The sequence below is a fragment of the Vulcanococcus limneticus LL genome, assembly GCF_002252705.1.
Lineage (GTDB): Bacteria > Cyanobacteriota > Cyanobacteriia > PCC-6307 > Cyanobiaceae > Vulcanococcus > Vulcanococcus limneticus.
The window spans coordinates 1-15,328 of record NZ_NQLA01000059.1 but is presented as its reverse complement, the minus strand read 5'-3'; the positions used below and the strand labels follow the sequence as shown (position 1 = coordinate 15,328).

Annotated in this window: 14 protein-coding genes; 11 read left to right on the top strand and 3 right to left on the bottom strand. The window is 67.1% G+C overall.

Translation table 11 applies throughout. The features are described from left to right. Window positions 1–297 precede the first annotated feature (297 nt). From CJZ98_RS19165 to CJZ98_RS18905, 3 genes are read left to right on the top strand one after another with little or no spacing between them, the layout of a single operon-like run. Window positions 298–609, top strand: coding sequence for a L,D-transpeptidase (locus tag CJZ98_RS19165; RefSeq protein ID WP_315855817.1), 312 nt, complete (start codon window positions 298–300; stop codon window positions 607–609). Window positions 610–648: 39 nt separating this feature from the next. Beyond that, window positions 649–2,586, top strand: coding sequence for a CHASE2 domain-containing protein (locus tag CJZ98_RS15485; protein ID WP_198537875.1), 1,938 nt, complete (start codon window positions 649–651; stop codon window positions 2,584–2,586). Window positions 2,587–2,628: 42 nt separating this feature from the next. Then, window positions 2,629–4,677, top strand: coding sequence for a hypothetical protein (locus CJZ98_RS18905; RefSeq protein ID WP_198537872.1), 2,049 nt, complete (start codon window positions 2,629–2,631; stop codon window positions 4,675–4,677). Between the two features lie 46 nt (window positions 4,678–4,723). Here the strand turns inward: CJZ98_RS18905 and CJZ98_RS15475 are convergent, their stop codons facing one another. After that, the gene (locus tag CJZ98_RS15475) at window positions 4,724–5,551 is read right to left on the bottom strand and encodes a prolyl hydroxylase family protein (RefSeq protein WP_232756526.1); all 828 of its coding nucleotides are present in this window, start codon (window positions 5,549–5,551) and stop codon (window positions 4,724–4,726) included. A gap of 63 nt (window positions 5,552–5,614) precedes the next feature. Here CJZ98_RS15475 and CJZ98_RS15470 point away from each other — a divergent pair, with 63 nt between their 5' ends. The 8 genes from CJZ98_RS15470 (at window position 5,615) to CJZ98_RS15435 (ending at window position 14,247) form a co-directional block, all read left to right on the top strand. Further along, a complete protein-coding gene (locus CJZ98_RS15470; RefSeq protein WP_094592024.1) occupies window positions 5,615–6,595 on the top strand; it encodes a GlcNAc-transferase family protein in 981 nt (326 codons plus the stop codon). Window positions 6,596–6,926: 331 nt separating this feature from the next. Then, window positions 6,927–8,597, top strand: a complete 1,671-nt coding sequence (kdpA, locus tag CJZ98_RS15465) for a potassium-transporting ATPase subunit KdpA (RefSeq protein ID WP_094592023.1) — start codon at window positions 6,927–6,929, stop codon at window positions 8,595–8,597. Window position 8,598: 1 nt separating this feature from the next. Continuing rightward, window positions 8,599–10,695 carry a potassium-transporting ATPase subunit KdpB gene (gene kdpB, locus CJZ98_RS15460; RefSeq protein ID WP_094592022.1) on the top strand — a complete coding sequence of 699 codons (2,097 nt, stop codon included), beginning with the start codon at window positions 8,599–8,601 and terminating at the stop codon, window positions 10,693–10,695. 25 nt (window positions 10,696–10,720) lie between these two features. Further along, window positions 10,721–10,909 carry a potassium-transporting ATPase subunit F gene (locus tag CJZ98_RS15455; protein WP_094592021.1) on the top strand — a complete coding sequence of 63 codons (189 nt, stop codon included), beginning with the start codon at window positions 10,721–10,723 and terminating at the stop codon, window positions 10,907–10,909. Continuing rightward, entirely contained in the window at window positions 10,909–11,448 is a 540-nt protein-coding gene (locus CJZ98_RS15450; protein ID WP_094592020.1) for a potassium-transporting ATPase subunit C, read from the top strand. The genes CJZ98_RS15455 and CJZ98_RS15450 overlap by 1 nt, the downstream gene beginning before the upstream one ends. After that, window positions 11,445–12,548 carry a universal stress protein gene (locus tag CJZ98_RS15445; protein WP_094592019.1) on the top strand — a complete coding sequence of 368 codons (1,104 nt, stop codon included), beginning with the start codon at window positions 11,445–11,447 and terminating at the stop codon, window positions 12,546–12,548. Before CJZ98_RS15450 ends, CJZ98_RS15445 begins: the two co-directional genes overlap by 4 nt. Beyond that, entirely contained in the window at window positions 12,545–13,552 is a 1,008-nt protein-coding gene (locus CJZ98_RS15440; RefSeq protein ID WP_094592018.1) for a sensor histidine kinase, read from the top strand. Before CJZ98_RS15445 ends, CJZ98_RS15440 begins: the two co-directional genes overlap by 4 nt. A gap of 2 nt (window positions 13,553–13,554) precedes the next feature. Continuing rightward, a complete protein-coding gene (locus CJZ98_RS15435) occupies window positions 13,555–14,247 on the top strand; it encodes a response regulator (RefSeq protein ID WP_094592017.1) in 693 nt (230 codons plus the stop codon). 105 nt (window positions 14,248–14,352) lie between these two features. Here the strand turns inward: CJZ98_RS15435 and CJZ98_RS15430 are convergent, their stop codons facing one another. Together CJZ98_RS15430 and CJZ98_RS15425 are read right to left on the bottom strand one after the other, a co-directional pair. Then, window positions 14,353–14,559 (bottom strand): hypothetical protein, encoded by a 207-nt coding sequence (locus tag CJZ98_RS15430; RefSeq protein ID WP_094592016.1) that lies wholly within the window; start codon window positions 14,557–14,559, stop codon window positions 14,353–14,355. Between the two features lie 399 nt (window positions 14,560–14,958). Further along, window positions 14,959–15,120, bottom strand: a complete 162-nt coding sequence (locus CJZ98_RS15425; RefSeq protein WP_198537870.1) for a DNA-binding protein — start codon at window positions 15,118–15,120, stop codon at window positions 14,959–14,961. Window positions 15,121–15,328 lie beyond the last annotated feature (208 nt).

Here is a 15,328-nt window from a genome sequence, read left to right as displayed (position 1 = left end):
GCTGTGTGCCTGGTGCGTTTCATGGTCGAGTCCCCGGCCCAGTCTGGCCGGATGAGGACTCTCATTCACCCTGGACCGGTTTCCGGGGTCCACGTCAGAGGCGCTGGAGGTGCTGGCCAGCCTGGTGGTCGATCTGTCGCCTAAGCAGATGCGCGCCTAGGACCCGGAGGAGCACCTGATCTATCGTGCCCCGGTGTCCACCGGACTGCCCGCCAGTCCGACACCCACAGGCCGTTTTCAGGTGGCGGGCGCTATGCCGCAACCTCCCTCATCGGTAGCGGCTACCGCATCCCGAAGGTGCACGACGTCCTCTGCCTGGGCGGCGGTGGTCTCAAGCCGGATGCGATCTGCCTGCACCCGGCGCCCTGGCAGGAGCAGGCGAAACAGTGCTTCGGGGTGCGGTGCAGTCACGGTTGCGTGCGGCTGAGCAGCGCCACGGCCCGCTGGCTGTTCGAGCGCACGCCCGTGGGCACGCCGGTGGTCATTCAGGACTGGGCCTCAGTTGTGTTGAACTCGTCCGCGCGCAGGTGGCGGGAGCCGTCGCTCGGCTTGGCGTGGCCTGCTGACCGGTCTAGAACGTACCCAGCCACTGTTCCAGTTGCTCCATGAACACCAGCCGCCGGGGTCGCTGACCCGCTGCCGAGGATGATGCGCCCCAGGGTCCCGCTCCGGCCGCTGGCTCCCCTGCGCGCCCATCCGGTTGCCATCGTGGTGGCGGCGCTGGTTGGGCTGGGGGCATGGGTGTGGGTCGCTCCGTTGCAGTCCTGGGAGCTGGCGATGACCGGTCTGGCGCAGGAGTGGCGAGGTGCCCGCAGGCCGCGGACCCCGGTGTCGATCGTCGCGATTGACGATTACAGCCTGCAGCAGGGTGCCAACGCCGATCTCAGTGGCGATCGGCTTCTCCGGCAGCTGCAGAGCTGGCCTTGGCCGCGGGCGATCCAGGCCGTTCTGCTCGATCGGCTGCAGCAGGCCGGGGCCAGGGCCGTGGCGATCGACCTGCTGTTCGACGCCCCCAGCAGCCATGGAGCCCTCGATGACGGGCACTTCGCTGAGGCGCTGCGACGCCACCGGCCCCGCACGGTCCTTGCGGCGCAGGTGATGGAAAGCAAGGGGGATGTGGCCGGTCTGGCCCTCAGCCCTCCGATTACCCTGCTGCGAGAGGCGGCGGGGGAGCACGCGCAGGGCCTGCTCAACGGTCCCACCGAGCCGGATGGCTCGATCCGGCGCCGCCCGGGTGATCAGGCCTCAACCCTGCGGCGTGAACTGGCCGCGGTCCCCCAGGGGTTTGCCATCAGCCTCCTGCAGGCGGGCGACCTGGCGGATCGCAGCCGCCCTCCGGCCCTCGCTGGCCGCTGGTTGCCCCTGCTGGATCCCTATGGGCCTCCTCGCACGATCCCGACCCTCTCGGTCTGGAGCCTGCTGGAGCCGCGCTCCTTCCAGGCGCTGCGGGCTTCGGGTCGGCTGCGCGACCAGCTGGTGCTGATCGGTCCCACCGCGACGTTGTTCCAGGATCTGCACCGGGGGCCGTTCGCCGGAGCCGAAGGCATGCCCGGCGTGGAACTGCACGCCACCGAGCTGGCGAATCGGGCGGAGGGCCGGGCCCTGTGGCTGTGGCAGCCGCCCCGGGCGCTCTGGGCGCTGGGGCTGGCTCTGCTGTCCTTGCTGGTGATGCTGCTGGCGGAGCGCTGGGAGCGGCCGTTACAGCGGCTGGCGCTGGTGGGCGGCTCGGCTCTAGGGCTGGCCGTGCTGGCGGTGCTGTTGATCGGCGGGCTGGGCCTGGCGCCCCAGCTGTTCGGTGCGGCCGGGGTGCTGCTGCTGTGCGCGGTCGTCAGTAGCGCCGACGCGACGCTGCGGCTGCAGTGGCAACGCTTCCGGCTGCGCTCGGCGCTGGAGCGCTACCTCTCCCCCTCGGTGGCGGCTGAAATCGCGTCTCAGCCCCGTGAGGCGGATGGGTTGCTCGGGGGGCGCAGCGTCGATGTGGTGGTGATGTTCACCGACATCCGCGGCTTCACCGCCCGCACCCGCCGCATGAGCGAGGCGGGCCGGGCGAAGGATCTGGTGCAGCAGCTGAATGCCTATTTCAGCGAGGTGGTGGCCGCCGTCCATGGCGAGGGCGGCACCGTCGACAAGTTCATCGGCGATGCCGCCCTGGCAGTGTTCGGTGCCCCCCTCAACCGGGGAGCACGCCAGGAGGCGGCGGCGGCCTTGCGCGCCGCGCGCGATCTGCAGCGGCGTCTGCGTGCGCTCAACGAGGGCTGGCGGGCCGAAGGCGTGGAGCCCTGGGAGCAGGTGATCGTGCTCAACTTCGGTGCTGTGATCAGCGGCAATGTGGGATCCAGCACTCGCATGGATTACACGGTGATCGGCGATGCTGTCAACGCCACCAGCCGCCTGGAGGGCGTGGCCAAGAGCACGAACCGGCCGCTGGTGATGAGTGCCGCCTTCGCACAGCTGCTGCCTGAGCATGAACGGTTGGAGCCCCTCGGCAGGTTTGAGCTGCGGGGCTTCAAAGAAACGGAGGCCTTTGGCCTGCCCACGTCCGATGAAATGTCCACTGAGAACGGTCTGGAGCAGGAATCGGGTTAAGTTTTCTCAACTTTTAGATCGGTGATGACCTATCCAGCTGAGATGAAGCCTGTCTCCCGCCGTCTGCGGCGCTGGATTCACGGGGTGGCCATGCTGCTGTGGCTGCCGGTGCCTTTGCCCACCCTCGCCGCGCCCTTCAACCAGGCCACTGTGCGGCGCATGGTGGAAGGCCGTGAGGTGTTCATCGACGCAAAGGCCGCACGCCTCAACCAGACGGCGGGCCGGGGCCAGCAGATCAGCACCGGCAAGAGCCGCGCGGAGCTGCTGTTCGACCGTCAGGCGATCGGCTTCCTGGGCCGGAACAGCCTGATCACCCTCGGGCAGCAGTGCTTCAGGCTGAAATCCGGGGCAGTGCTGGTCAATGGTCCCCAGCCCAGCTGCCTGGGCGGGCGCCTGCTGGGGGTGCGGGGCACCACCTATGTGCTGTCGGTGCTCGATGACGGCGGCTATGAGGTGGCGGTGCTCCACGGTGAGGCCGAGCTGGGCGAGCCTTCCGCATCCGCACTCTCCAGCGAGGTCGCGTCCGGCGGTTCCGCCGGCCCCTCGCTCGACATCCTGAGCCGCTACCCCCGGCTCAGTCCAGTGATCGACATCTCGAGCAGCGCCTTCGCCAGTGTCGGTGGCGGCGGCGATTCGGGGGTCTCCGAGGGCCTGGTGCTCGGCAACATCGGCCTGTTCCTGCCTCTGGTGCAGCAGGACGGCAGCCGCGTTCTCTACAACTACTCGCGCACCAACACCAACTTCGACGGGTTCTGGGGGATCAGCAGCGAAGTCGGCTATCGCTGGTTCGATTCCAACAACCAGAGCCTCAATGGTTTTCTGGTCGGCTATGACGGCTGGCGCGGACTGGTGCGAGGCGAGGGGTGCTTCCACTCGCAGCTGGCCGTCGGAAGCCAGTGGGAGCGCAATGGCTGGCAGCTGTCGGCCCTAGGCGGCGTTCCTCTCGATGGCTGCCAGGACTCCCTGGGCTACGCCACCGCCGGTGTCGGCATTCCCCTGGCAAACCTGGGCACCAACAACGTGGTGCTTGGGCTGAGTCCCTATCTGCTCACGGGCATGGGGGACACCTACGGCGGCGGCCGGCTGTCACTGGATGTGCCGCTCGGGTCCCAGGTGGATCTGCTGGCCTACGGCCAGTACGACGGTCTGCTGGACACCACGATCGGGGGGCAGATCCGCATCCGTTTCGCCACCAGGGGCGGTTTCGTCTCCGATCCCAACGCCAAGCCCGCGGCCGTGCAGTCGCCCCTGCCCTGGCAATCCTCCCAGAGCCGGCAGACGCCTCGCGATGCCGGCCTGGTCGCCCAGGCCCCTGGCCAGCCGTTCGGCGCCAGCACGGTGCGCTGGGATCCCACCCTCTGGAGTCAGAATGATGGTGATCGATGGCTGCAGGCCGATGGGGGCGGGAGCGTGCTGATCCGCGCCGGGGAATCGGCCCGGTTTGATGCCAACGGCCTGCTCCTCTCCCGGTCTCGCTTGAGTGAGGAGGCCTTCCGTCAGCTGATTGTCACCCACCTCCAGGGACAGAACCTGCTGCCGGAGAGCTATGCCATCGGCATGCTCTATACGCAGCTCTTCAATCGCTACATTCCCTGGCTGCTCTCGATCACCGGTGTCAACTGGTATGTGAAGGCCCGTGATCCGATGCCCAGGCTGAGGGGGGCTGACAACTACGTGGTGCCCGAGGACAAGCTGCCTCCCGAGCCGACCCCGGAACCCTGCACCAATCCGGATCTCTGCCCCACGCCATCTCCAACACCATCTCCCACGCCAACGCCAACGCCAACGCCAACACCATCTCCATCTCCAACGCCAACTCCCACGCCAACGCCAACTCCAACACCATCTCCCACGCCAACGCCAACGCCAACTCCCACGCCATCACCCAGGCCAACGCCAACGCCAACTCCTACCCCCACGCCAACGCCAACGCCAACGCCAACGCCAACTCCTACCCCCACGCCAACGCCAACGCCAACGCCAACGCCAACGCCTACCCCCACGCCAACGCCAACGCCAACTCCTACCCCCACGCCAACGCCAACGCCAACTCCTACCCCCACACCAACCCCAACCCCTACGCCGCTGTAGGCAATGCTATGGCGCACCTCCGCGGTGGCCGGGCCGGACGCGGGGGCTACGCGGTGGGCCTGCGACCGGGGCGTAACCGGAACCACTGGGTGATCACATATTTGCGGCCCTCCTGCACCGGCAGGGCTTCATGAAGGGTCGCGTGGTTGACGCTGCCGTCGGCGTGGAGATTGTTCCAGGCCAGGCCCAGGCCTGCCACCGGCGTGAAGCGACGGCCGATCCGTGGAAACGCGGTTTCGCCGCCCAGTTGGACCGCATTGAGATAGACCATTAGCGTCCAGGTGCGCTGTCCTCCGAGACTGGCGTGTTCCTCGTATTCCGCCGTGCCGGGAGTGAACCAGTCGGTGTGCGCACGGAAGCACTGACCGGTGTCATAGCGCTGGCCCTGCATCGGTTCCGCCAGGGCAGATTCCACCGAGAACAGGGACGTGAAGCGGCGATTAAGCTTTTCAGTTAGCGAGGGGGCCACCTGCGTCAGATGGCAGGTCTGGCTGGTCCGGTAGTCGGCGGCGCCTGTGGTCACGGTGGAGGGCACCAGGGAGCGATCGATCGCATGGATCAGCTCGCTGCATTCCTCGCGGCTCAGCAGCTCGGGGATCTCCAGGATCTGGGCCAGCGGCGTATCGAGTCGCCAGGCCCGTGGCTGATGGGCGGGATCGAGCAGGGGCGTCTCGGCCGGGTCCGTGCAGGCCTCTGGCGGGACTGGATCGCCGCTGGATGTACCCAGCAGCTCTGGCGCCTGCAGTTCCTCCGCGACCTGACGGGCATCGCAGCCGTGGGCGAGAGCGCGTCGCAGCAACTCATGCCGGTCGCAGCCGCGATCGCGATTGAGGCGCAACCAGTCGCGCCACTCGGGGGGGAGAGGGAGAGCCACGCTGCGGCGCCCGGCGACCTGGCTCGTCCCTTCTAGGCTAACCAAGCGCGGGCTTGCAACGGCGTGGACACGGCAGAGCTGTTCATCCAGATCGCCAGTTATCGCGATCCCCAGCTCGGCCCCACCGTGGCCGATCTGCTCGCCAGGGCCCGCCATCCCGAGCGTCTGCGGCTGGGGATCTGCCTGCAGACCGGCGATGCTGATGGAGAGGCGTGCGGGGTGGCCTCCCTGCCCGGGGGAGAGGCGCTTCGCGGCGCTGAACTGCGGCTCGACTGCACACCCGCCGAGACCAGCCGCGGCTGCTGCTGGGCCCGGGCCCGCACCCAGAGGCTCTGGCGGGGGGAGCCCTTCACCCTGCAGATCGACAGCCACATGCGCGTGGTGCCCGACTGGGACGTGGAGCTGGTGGCGATGTGGCGCCGCTGCGAAGATCCCGCTGCGATGATCAGCGGCTATCCCAATGCCTTCACGCTACCGGAACAGTGCGACACGGCCCAGCTACCGCTGCTGGCGCCCCTCGGCTTCGATGCCCATGACGGCCTGCTGCGCCAGCAGGGGATCAACACGTTTGCCAATCCCCGGGAGTTGCCCGATCGGCCCCTGCCCGGGGCCCTGATCGGAGGCTGCATGCTGTTCGGCCCGGGGCGAATGATCGAGGAGGTGCCCTACGACCCGGATCTTTATTTTTACGGCGAGGAGATTTCGCTGGCGCTGCGCCTGTGGACCAGCGGCTTCAATCTCTACAACCCTGATCGCGTTCTGATCTTTCATCTCTACAAAGCTGCCGGCCTCAGCCACATCACCCACTGGGCCGAACACCCCGACTGGGATCAGCTCAACCAGCGGTCCGTTCAGCGGCTGCAGGCCCTGATTCAGGGCGACGGACTGGAGGAGCCCTATGGCCTGGGCCGGGCCCGCAGCCTCCAGAGCTGGCAGCAGTGGAGCGGTATCGATCTGGTGAGTCGGCAGATCAGCCCGGAAGCCTGGGCAGGATGCTTCCGCCCGCCGCCGGCCTGCAGCGGAGTAGAGGCGTCTCCGGCCTGATCGGCACACGCTCCGGGGCCAGCCAGTGAACGGGTCACCCTGACGGGGAGCGGCGACGCAACAGCAAGTTGGCCATCGAGCCCAGCCACAACGAATAGCAATTCAAACGACAGCCCATCCGTAGATCTGGTGACAGAAGCGGCAGGAGGGGTGGCGACCCTGTGGTCTGCAATAGACCGCGCCCCAGCTGCCGCCAGGGGGCTGAGGCGCGGGTCATCGTCCGTGGCGCGGGCGGCTGTTGGCACCGGCTGGGGCCTCTGCCATTTGGCAGTTGCGCCCGCAGCGACAACGCGCCCAGGCTGAACAGGCTTGATCCATCCCGCTCGCCTGCATGCTCCCCTGGCTGCTGGCCGTCGTCACCCTGGCGGCGGTTGTGCTCACGGCTCCCTCCCTGGGGCGCCACCTGTTCGAAGTGTTCGATGACCGGCCCCAACCGGCCTGGGACCGATGGCTGAACCCCATGGAGACGGGACTGCTGCGCTGGATCGGCGACGCCGGCCGCAGCGCTGAGAACACCCGCTCCTACCTGCAGCCGCTACTGATCAGCAATGCCCTGTTTGGGCTCCTGGCCCTGACGCTCCTGCTGTTTCAACCCGCTTGGTTCAACCCGCTCGGATTTGGGGGCCTGCGCTGGGATCTGGCCCTGCACACCTCAATCTCCTTTCTCACCAACACCGATCAGCAGCACCTGATCCCGGAGCAGACCCTGGGGAACCTGGCCCAGCTGGGAGCCATCCAGTTCCTGATGTTTGTGTCAGCGGCCACGGGGTTGGCAGTTGGTTTCGCGGTGATCCGCGGCTTCAGTGGTCGGCCGATCGGGAACTTCTACCGCGACCTGCTGCGCTCCCTCACCCGGGTACTGATTCCGGCCTCTCTGCTGCTGGCCCTGTTCCTACTGGTGAGCGGCGTGCCGATGACGCTGGCCCCGCCGCTGGAGATCACCACCCTGGAGGGGGCGAAGCAGTGGCTGCCCCGCGGCCCGATCGCTTTGTTCGAGGCCATCAAGCAGCTGGGCGAGAACGGGGGGGGCTTCATCAGCGCCAACTCCGCCCACCCCTATGAAAACCCCACCCTGCTCACGAACCTGGTGAGCACCTGGGCGATGTTGATCATTCCCGCAGCCACGCTGGATGCTTTCGGGCGCTTTGTGGGCAATCGGCGCCAGAGCAACCTGCTGCTGGCCCTGGTCTTCGGCTTGCTGGTGATCGGCGTTGGCGTGGCCATGGCGGCCGAACAGGCCGGCAACCCGCTGCTCTCCAACTGGATCAGCGGCGGCAACCTGCAGGGCAAGGAGCTGCGTTTCGGATCCGCCCTCACCGGTCTCTGGACGGTGGTGAGCACCGGCACGATGACGGGCGCTGTGAACGGCTCGATCGATGCGGCGATGCCGCTGACGATCCTCACGGCCCTGTTCAATCTGTTCCTGCAGGTGGTGTTCGGTGGCCAGGGCACCGGCATGGCCTATCTGCTGGTGTTCGCCCTGCTGGCGGTGTTCCTCACCGGCCTGATGGTGGGCCGCACGCCCGAATTCCTGGGCCGCAAGGTGGAGAAGCCCCAGGTGGTGTGGGCCAGCCTCGTTCTGCTGATCCACCCGCTGTTCGTTCTCATTCCCGCCGCTCTCACTCTGGCCGGGGGAGCAACTCTGGCGGGCATCTCCAACCCCGGCTCCCATGGCATCAGCCAGGTGGTCTACGAGTACGCCTCGGCGGCCGCCAACAACGGCAGCGGCCTGGAGGGCCTGTCCGATGGCACGGCGTGGTGGAACCTCACCACCAGCCTCAGCCTGCTCGGAGGCCGCTACCTACCGATCGCGGCTCTACTGGCCCTCGCCGATGGCTTTCGCCAAAAACCGGTTCTCGAACCCAGCCCCGGCACCCTACGCACCGACACCGGCCTGTTCACCGGCGTCACGGTGGTGGTGCTGGTGATCCTCGGGGCCCTCACCTTCTTCCCGGTGCTGGCCCTCGGGCCCATCGCGGAAGCGCTCACCCTGGCGTCCTGACATGACCACCTCAACGCGTGTGCTGTTTCCCCGCATGCCCCGGGGTCCCCGTCAGGAGCGGCGCTATCTCGAACGCCCCCGCCAGCAGGGCCTGGTCGGACGAGCCGTCGTGGAGGCGTTTCGCAAGCTCGACCCTCGCCAGGCGGTGAGCAATCCGGTGATGTTTGTGGTCTGGTGCGGCACGGCGCTCTGCCTGGCGCTCACCCTGGAACCACGGCTCCTGGATGTCCAGGCTGGAGATCGCGAGCGGGCCTTCAACGCCCTGATCAGCCTCACCCTGCTGGCCACCCTGCTGTTCGCCAATTTCGCCGAGGCCCTAGCGGAGGGCCGGGGCAAGGCCCAGGCCGACGCCCTGCGCCGCACCCAGGCGCGTACCCAGGCCCGACGACAGCTGGCCGATGGCTCCATCGAACTGGTGGATTCCTCCGATCTGCGCCGTGGCGATCTGGTGCTGGTTCAAGGAGGCGATGTCATCCCTGCCGACGGCGAGGTGATCGCCGGGGTGGCCTCGGTCGATGAGTCGGCGATCACCGGCGAATCGGCTCCGGTGCTCAAGGAAGCCGGTTCGGATGTGGCCGGATCGGTGACCGGCGGCACCCGCATCCTCTCCGACCAGCTCACCCTTCGCATCAGCGCCGATCCCGGCAAGGGCTTCATCGATCGCATGATCGCCCTGGTGGAAGGGGCGGAACGCAGCAAGACGCCCAATGAGATTGCGCTCACCGTGCTGCTGGCGGTACTCACCCAGGTGTTCCTGATCGCCGTGGCCACCCTCTCCCCGGTGGCGAACTACCTCCAGGTGGCCCCCTCGGTGGTGACGCTTGTGGCCTTGCTGGTGGCGCTGATTCCCACCACGATCGGCGGCCTGCTGAGTGCCATCGGCATCGCCGGCATGGACCGGGTGGCCCAGTTCAACGTGATCGCCACCTCGGGGCGGGCCGTGGAAGCCTGCGGCGATGTGAACACCCTGGTGCTCGACAAGACCGGCACGATCACCCTCGGCAACCGGCTTGCCGAGGAGTTTCTGCCGGTGGGAGGCCACAGTGTGGCCGAACTGGCCGAGGCAGCCCTGGGGGCCAGTTGCTTCGATCAGACGCCGGAAGGGCGCTCGATCGTGCGGTTGGCCGAGAAGCTGGGCGCTGTCCTCCCCTTTGGGCCAGGCACAGCCAGCGGCATCGACTTCTCGGCCCGCACCCGCATGAGCGGTTCCGACACCCCGGATGGCATCGAGTTCCGCAAGGGGGCCGTGGATGCCATCAAGGGGTTCGTGCGCTCCCGCGGCGGCCAGGTGCCCGATCAGCTCGACCAGTGCTTCGAGCAGGTGTCGCGGCTGGGGGGCACCCCCCTGGCGGTGTGCCGCGGCGCCGAAGTGTTCGGGGTGATCTACCTCAAGGACATCATCAAACCAGGCATCCGTGAGCGCTTCGATCAGCTGCGGCGCATGGGGATCCGCACCGTGATGCTCACCGGCGACAACCCGATCACCGCCGGTGTGATCGCCCGGGAAGCCGGTGTGGACGACTTCATCGCCGAGGCGACGCCGGAGGACAAGATCGCCGTGATTCAGCAGGAGCAGAAGCTCGGCAAGCTGGTGGCGATGACCGGCGACGGCTCCAACGACGCCCCGGCCCTGGCCCAGGCCAACGTGGGAGTCGCCATGAATTCGGGCACCCAGGCCGCAAAGGAAGCGGCCAACATGGTGGATCTCGACAGCGATCCCACCAAGCTGATCGACATCGTGACGATCGGCAAACAGCTGTTGATCACCCGCGGTGCGCTTACCACCTTCTCGATCGCCAACGACATCGCCAAGTACTTCGCGATCCTGCCGGCCCTGTTCGCCGGGGTGGGCCTGGAGGCACTGAATGTGATGCAGCTGGCCTCACCCCAGTCGGCGATTCTCTCGGCGATGGTCTTCAACGCGCTGATCATTCCGGCCCTGGTGCCCCTGGCCTTGAAGGGCGTGAAGTTCCGGCCCCTGAGCGCCGAGCAGCTGTTGCGACGCAATCTCCTGGTGTACGGCGCCGGTGGGGTTGTGGCGCCGTTCGTGGGCATCAAGCTGATCGATCTGGCCATCGGGGCCCTGCATCTGATCTGAACCCATCACCACCGCAACGATCCCCATGGCCCGTTTTTTGCACATTCGCTTCTGGCTGCCGCTCCTGCTCGTGGCCGGCACCCTCCTCCTCGCGCCGCTGTTCCGCAGCAGCCAGCCCCCCCTGCAGAGCCACGCCCTGGCCCTGCTGCTCTGCGGCACCGCCGCCCTCTCGGCCTACCTGTTCGCCGTGATCGCCCAACCGGAGAAGTTCTGATGTCCTTCACTGCCCAACTGCTGCGGGGGCTGCGCGTCACCCTCCTGCTCTGGCTGCTCACTGTGGTGGTGGTCACGCTGCCGATGCTCGCCCTGGCGCGGCTGGTGGCACCGGATGCGGCCAGCGGCAGCCTGCTGCGCACGGGCGATCAGGTGGTGGGGGCACGCCTGATCGGCCAGAGTTTTCGCTCCAACCGCTACCTGCATGGCCGGCCAGCCGGTGCCCCGAACCTGGCCGCCAGCAATCCTGAGCTGGCGAAACGCGTGGCCGATGCCGCCAGCCTCTGGCAGATCGCTGGAGTAGCCCAGTCCGCCCCCGACCTGCTGCTGGATTCAGCCTCCGGCGTGGATCCCCACATCAGCCTTGCGGCGGCGCGCCAGCAGCTGCCGCGCCTGGCCCGCGAACGTCAGATGTCCGTGGCTGAGCTGGAGGGCCTGTTGCGCCAGGCCCAGGAAGGCCCCCAGGGTCTGCAGGCCATTGAGCCCGTCGTGAACGTGCTCAGGTTCAATCTGGCCCTCAACGCCCTGCGAGCCCCGTGATCCGCTCCACCCATCGGCGCGGCCGCCACAAGGTGTTCATCGGCATGGCCCCCGGTGTGGGCAAGACCTGCCGCATGCTCCAGGAAGGCAAGGAGATGCTGCGGGAAGGCACCGATGTGGTGGTGGGCCTGCTGGAAACCCATGGGCGGCTGGAAACGGCGCGGCAAGCCGAGGGACTGGAGCAGATCCCACGCAAGCGCATGCGATATCAGGACGTGGACCTGGAGGAGATGGATGTGGGGGCGGTGCTGGCCCGCCGGCCTCAACTGGTGCTGGTGGATGAACTCGCCCACACCAACGTGCCGGGCAGCGAACGGGAGAAGCGTTGGCAGGATGTGGAGATGCTGCTGCTCTCCGGGCTGGATGTGTACTCCACACTGAACATCCAGCACCTTGAAAGCCTCAACGACCTGGTGGCAGAACTCACCGGCGTGGTGGTGCGCGAACGCATCCCCAACCGTGTGCTGGAACTCGCCGATGAGGTGGTTCTCGTCGATGTGACCCCGGAGACGTTGCAGGAACGCCTCAAGGAAGGAAAGGTGTACGCCCCCGAGAAGGTGGGCCAGGCCCTGGCCAACTTCTTCCAGCGGCGCCATCTCGTGGCCCTGCGCGAGCTGTCGCTGCGGGAAGTGGCGGATCGGGTGGAGAACGACATCCTGCCCTCGCTCACTCCACTGCGCGAGCGGGTGATGGTGTGTCTGGCGAACTACCACACCAGCAAGCGCCTGTTGCGACGGGCCGCGCGCCTCGCCGCCGCCATGGACGCGCCGCTGCTGGCCCTCACGGTGCAGGATCCCAACCGCTTTCTCAGCCGCGAGGAGTCGCTGATTCTGGAGGAATGCCGCCAGCTCTGCGACGACGTGGGCGGAACCTTCCTGCGGGAGGAAAGCGCGGAGATCCTGCCCACCATCGCCCGGGTGGCCCAGGAGAAGCGCATCACCCAGATCGTGCTGGGGCAGACCATGCGCTCACGCTTCAAGGCCCTGTTTCGCCGGCCCCTCTCCGAGCGCCTGCAGCATCAACTGCGCAGCCTCAGCATCGATCTGCACCTGATATCGGAAGGCTTGCCCGTCCAACCATCCCACGACACGGCGCCATGAGGGGAACGCCCCCACCGATCGGCCTGGTCTGGGCGATCTGGTTACTGATTCTGCTGTTGGAGCTGGCGACACCCCCAAGTGTTGTGCTCGGAATCCTCTACGTGGTGCCGCTCCTGCTGGGGGCGTCTCAGCGCTCAACAGCCCAGGCCTGGCGATTTCTGGTCATCAGCTGCGCGGCTACCCTGGTGAATGTGCATGTCCCGCTGCCGGTGCATCACAACCTCGTTCCGGTGCTGGTGGATCGGCTGCTGGTGTGTCTGGCCCTCACGGTGACCACCGTCCTGCTGCTCAACAACCAGACACTCCAACGGCAGCGCGTTGCCCTGGAGGTGGACCTCGCGCAGGCGCAGCTGCGGAGCGATGTGATCGCCACCCTCGCCCACGACCTCAAGACCCCCGTGCTCGGGACCCTGGCCTCGCTCGCACTGCTGGACAGCGGGGTAGTGGTGGAGGCCATGCGCAGCAGCCAGCAGCGCTGTCTGCGCCTGATCAACGACCTGCTGGAGGTGTTCCGGGCTGAGCAGGAAGGACTTCAGCCGCAGCTGCAACCCTGCAATCTGCTCACCATTGCCCAGGAGGCGGTGAGCACCGTGGAGCCGATCGCGGCTCAACGGCAGATTGCACTGGTGTTGCGCCAGCCCCAGGCAAGCCCCAGCCGGCTGACTCTGAACGGCGATTCCTCCCTTCTGCGGCGCCTGATCGAGAACCTGCTGCTCAATGCCGTGCATCACAGCCTGCGGGGTCAGAGGGTGTGGCTGCAGCTGAGCTGTGAGCCGGGTGGTTGGCAGGTGGATGTGCGCGACGGTGGGGCTGGCTTTCCACCAGAGGATCTAGCCAGGCTCTTTCAACGCTTCGGGACGACCGGCACTGGGTCCCGCGGCACTGGCCTGGGGCTATACCTCTGCCGCCTGATCAGTGAGGCCCACGGGGGCAGCATCCGGGCCAGCAACTGCCACGGCGGTGGCGCCAGGGTTGTGGTGCATCTGCCTGAGGCGGGGGGCTGAGCATGCGCCTGCTGCTGATTGAGGACGACCAGGCCTATCAGCTGGCAATGGCCGGCCATCTCCGCCAGTTATCGGCCGTGGATCGGGTGGCCGTGGCCAGCGATGGCGAGGAAGGGCTTGTCCTGCTGCAGCAGCAACCGGTGGATCTGGTGCTGCTGGATCTGGTGTTGCCGGGGATGGGTGGACTGCCCACCTGTCGCCAGATCACCTCCACTGAGGCAACCCCGGTGCTGATCCTCACCAGCCATGACGATCCCCAGTGGGTGCAGCAGATCTGGCAGGCGGGCGCCCGTGGCTATCTCCATAAGGAAAGGGCCTTTGAGCAGGTGGAACTGGCCTTGGCATCCCTGCAGGCTGGTGCCAGTTGGTGGGATCAGACCGCCACAGCGATCTTTTCACAGGCCAGCACCATGCCAAGCCCCGCGCCTGAATGGAGAAGCGAAACACTTGGCCTGCTCACCCAACGGGAGCGGGATGTACTGGCTTGCATCGCCGATGGCGATGACAACCGCACCATTGCCCGACGTCTGGGAATCGGTGAGGGCACAGTTCGCAGCCATGTGCATGTGCTTCTCCAGAAGCTGCAGGTGAGCAACCGAACCCAGGCCGCCTTGTTCTGGCTGGGTCAATTCCCGCTGAACACACACCAGAGCCAGGCCTCGGCGCGCTGGAGTCCGGGCGTAGACGGCCCATAGGTCAGTCCGCTGCTTGAGAGCAGAGCTGACCTACCCCCACCACCTCGCAACCACGCTGCCGCCAGCCCCCAGGCCGCTATGGCCCACTGCGGTGCCCCGGAACCCTCAAGGGCCCCTGACGTCGCGCCCGTGCCGCGTGTCCACCACCTCCTCGCCTGATGCCCGGGATGGCTGCTCCCACCGCTCGGCACGACCGATGCCGCCCGCACCGAATCCACCTGCACTCAGGCCGTCGCCGCGCAAGCCACGCTCCTGGCCGAGCTGGAGCTCCACCGTCTGGCCCAGGCCCTGGAGCAGCTGGCTGGACGCCACGGGGGCTACGAGGGGGACGTGTTTGACCTGATGCTCTTCAGCGCCGATCGGCTCGAGCAGTACCAAGGCTGGGCCCCTGAGCAGAGCGACGTCTGGCTGGAGCGGATGGGCCTCTTGGACTGGCAGGACTGAGCAGCAGACCCACCAGCCGAAGCCAGGTTGGAGCTTGGCTCAGGCGATGCCTGCCGCCTTCAGCTTCATGGCCATGGCGACCAACTCCGGCGTGATGCCCTGCGGGAGAGCAGCTCCGACTACGGAAGGGACGACAGAGCTGAAGTTGCCACCTCGCCGCCGCACGGATTGTCATTCAGGAGTGGCAGGGGCTGACCTGCGAGAGCTTCCGTCTCCGCCTCATCCCCGGGGTCAGCCCGTTCTGGATTCGCCTTGATGAGACGAGGCTTAGTCCGCATTCATGCGGATCAGCACCCGTTGCTGATGCCACACGGTGTTGGAGCGGGGGGCGAGGGGGTTCGCTTTCCTGAAGTGGTGGCCATCGCGGAAGTAGCCCGACTGCTTGAGGCGCTGCAGTGTGACGCGATGAATCCCAAGCGACGAAGCCATGGCTCGTGTGCCCACCCACAGGCTCGGAACAGTGGAGGTCATTGTTGTGATCGATGGATCAGAGGCTATGCGACCTGCATCTCTGTCTGTCATTCACCCGGGCGTTCACGGCCCATCGAGCCCCCCAGCGCCAGCCCGGCCAGGATGCTGAGCCCCTGGCTGACGGCGTCGTCGATGCGGCCCTGGGGCCGGGCACAGAACAGCGCCA

Excerpts from the sequence above, each read along its gene's own strand:
- kdpA (WP_094592023.1), top strand. The coding sequence starts at position 6,927 with ATGCTCCCCTGGCTGCTGGCCGTCGTCACCCTGGCGGCGGTTGTGCTC.
- CJZ98_RS15435 (WP_094592017.1), top strand. The coding sequence starts at position 13,555 with ATGCGCCTGCTGCTGATTGAGGACGACCAGGCCTATCAGCTGGCAATG.
- CJZ98_RS15455 (WP_094592021.1), top strand. The coding sequence starts at position 10,721 with ATGGCCCGTTTTTTGCACATTCGCTTCTGGCTGCCGCTCCTGCTCGTG.
- CJZ98_RS15425 (WP_198537870.1), bottom strand. The coding sequence starts at position 15,120 with ATGGCTTCGTCGCTTGGGATTCATCGCGTCACACTGCAGCGCCTCAAG.
- kdpB (WP_094592022.1), top strand. The coding sequence starts at position 8,599 with ATGACCACCTCAACGCGTGTGCTGTTTCCCCGCATGCCCCGGGGTCCC.
- CJZ98_RS15485 (WP_198537875.1), top strand. The coding sequence starts at position 649 with ATGCGCCCCAGGGTCCCGCTCCGGCCGCTGGCTCCCCTGCGCGCCCAT.
- CJZ98_RS15440 (WP_094592018.1), top strand. The coding sequence starts at position 12,545 with ATGAGGGGAACGCCCCCACCGATCGGCCTGGTCTGGGCGATCTGGTTA.
- CJZ98_RS18905 (WP_198537872.1), top strand. The coding sequence starts at position 2,629 with ATGAAGCCTGTCTCCCGCCGTCTGCGGCGCTGGATTCACGGGGTGGCC.
- CJZ98_RS15450 (WP_094592020.1), top strand. The coding sequence starts at position 10,909 with ATGTCCTTCACTGCCCAACTGCTGCGGGGGCTGCGCGTCACCCTCCTG.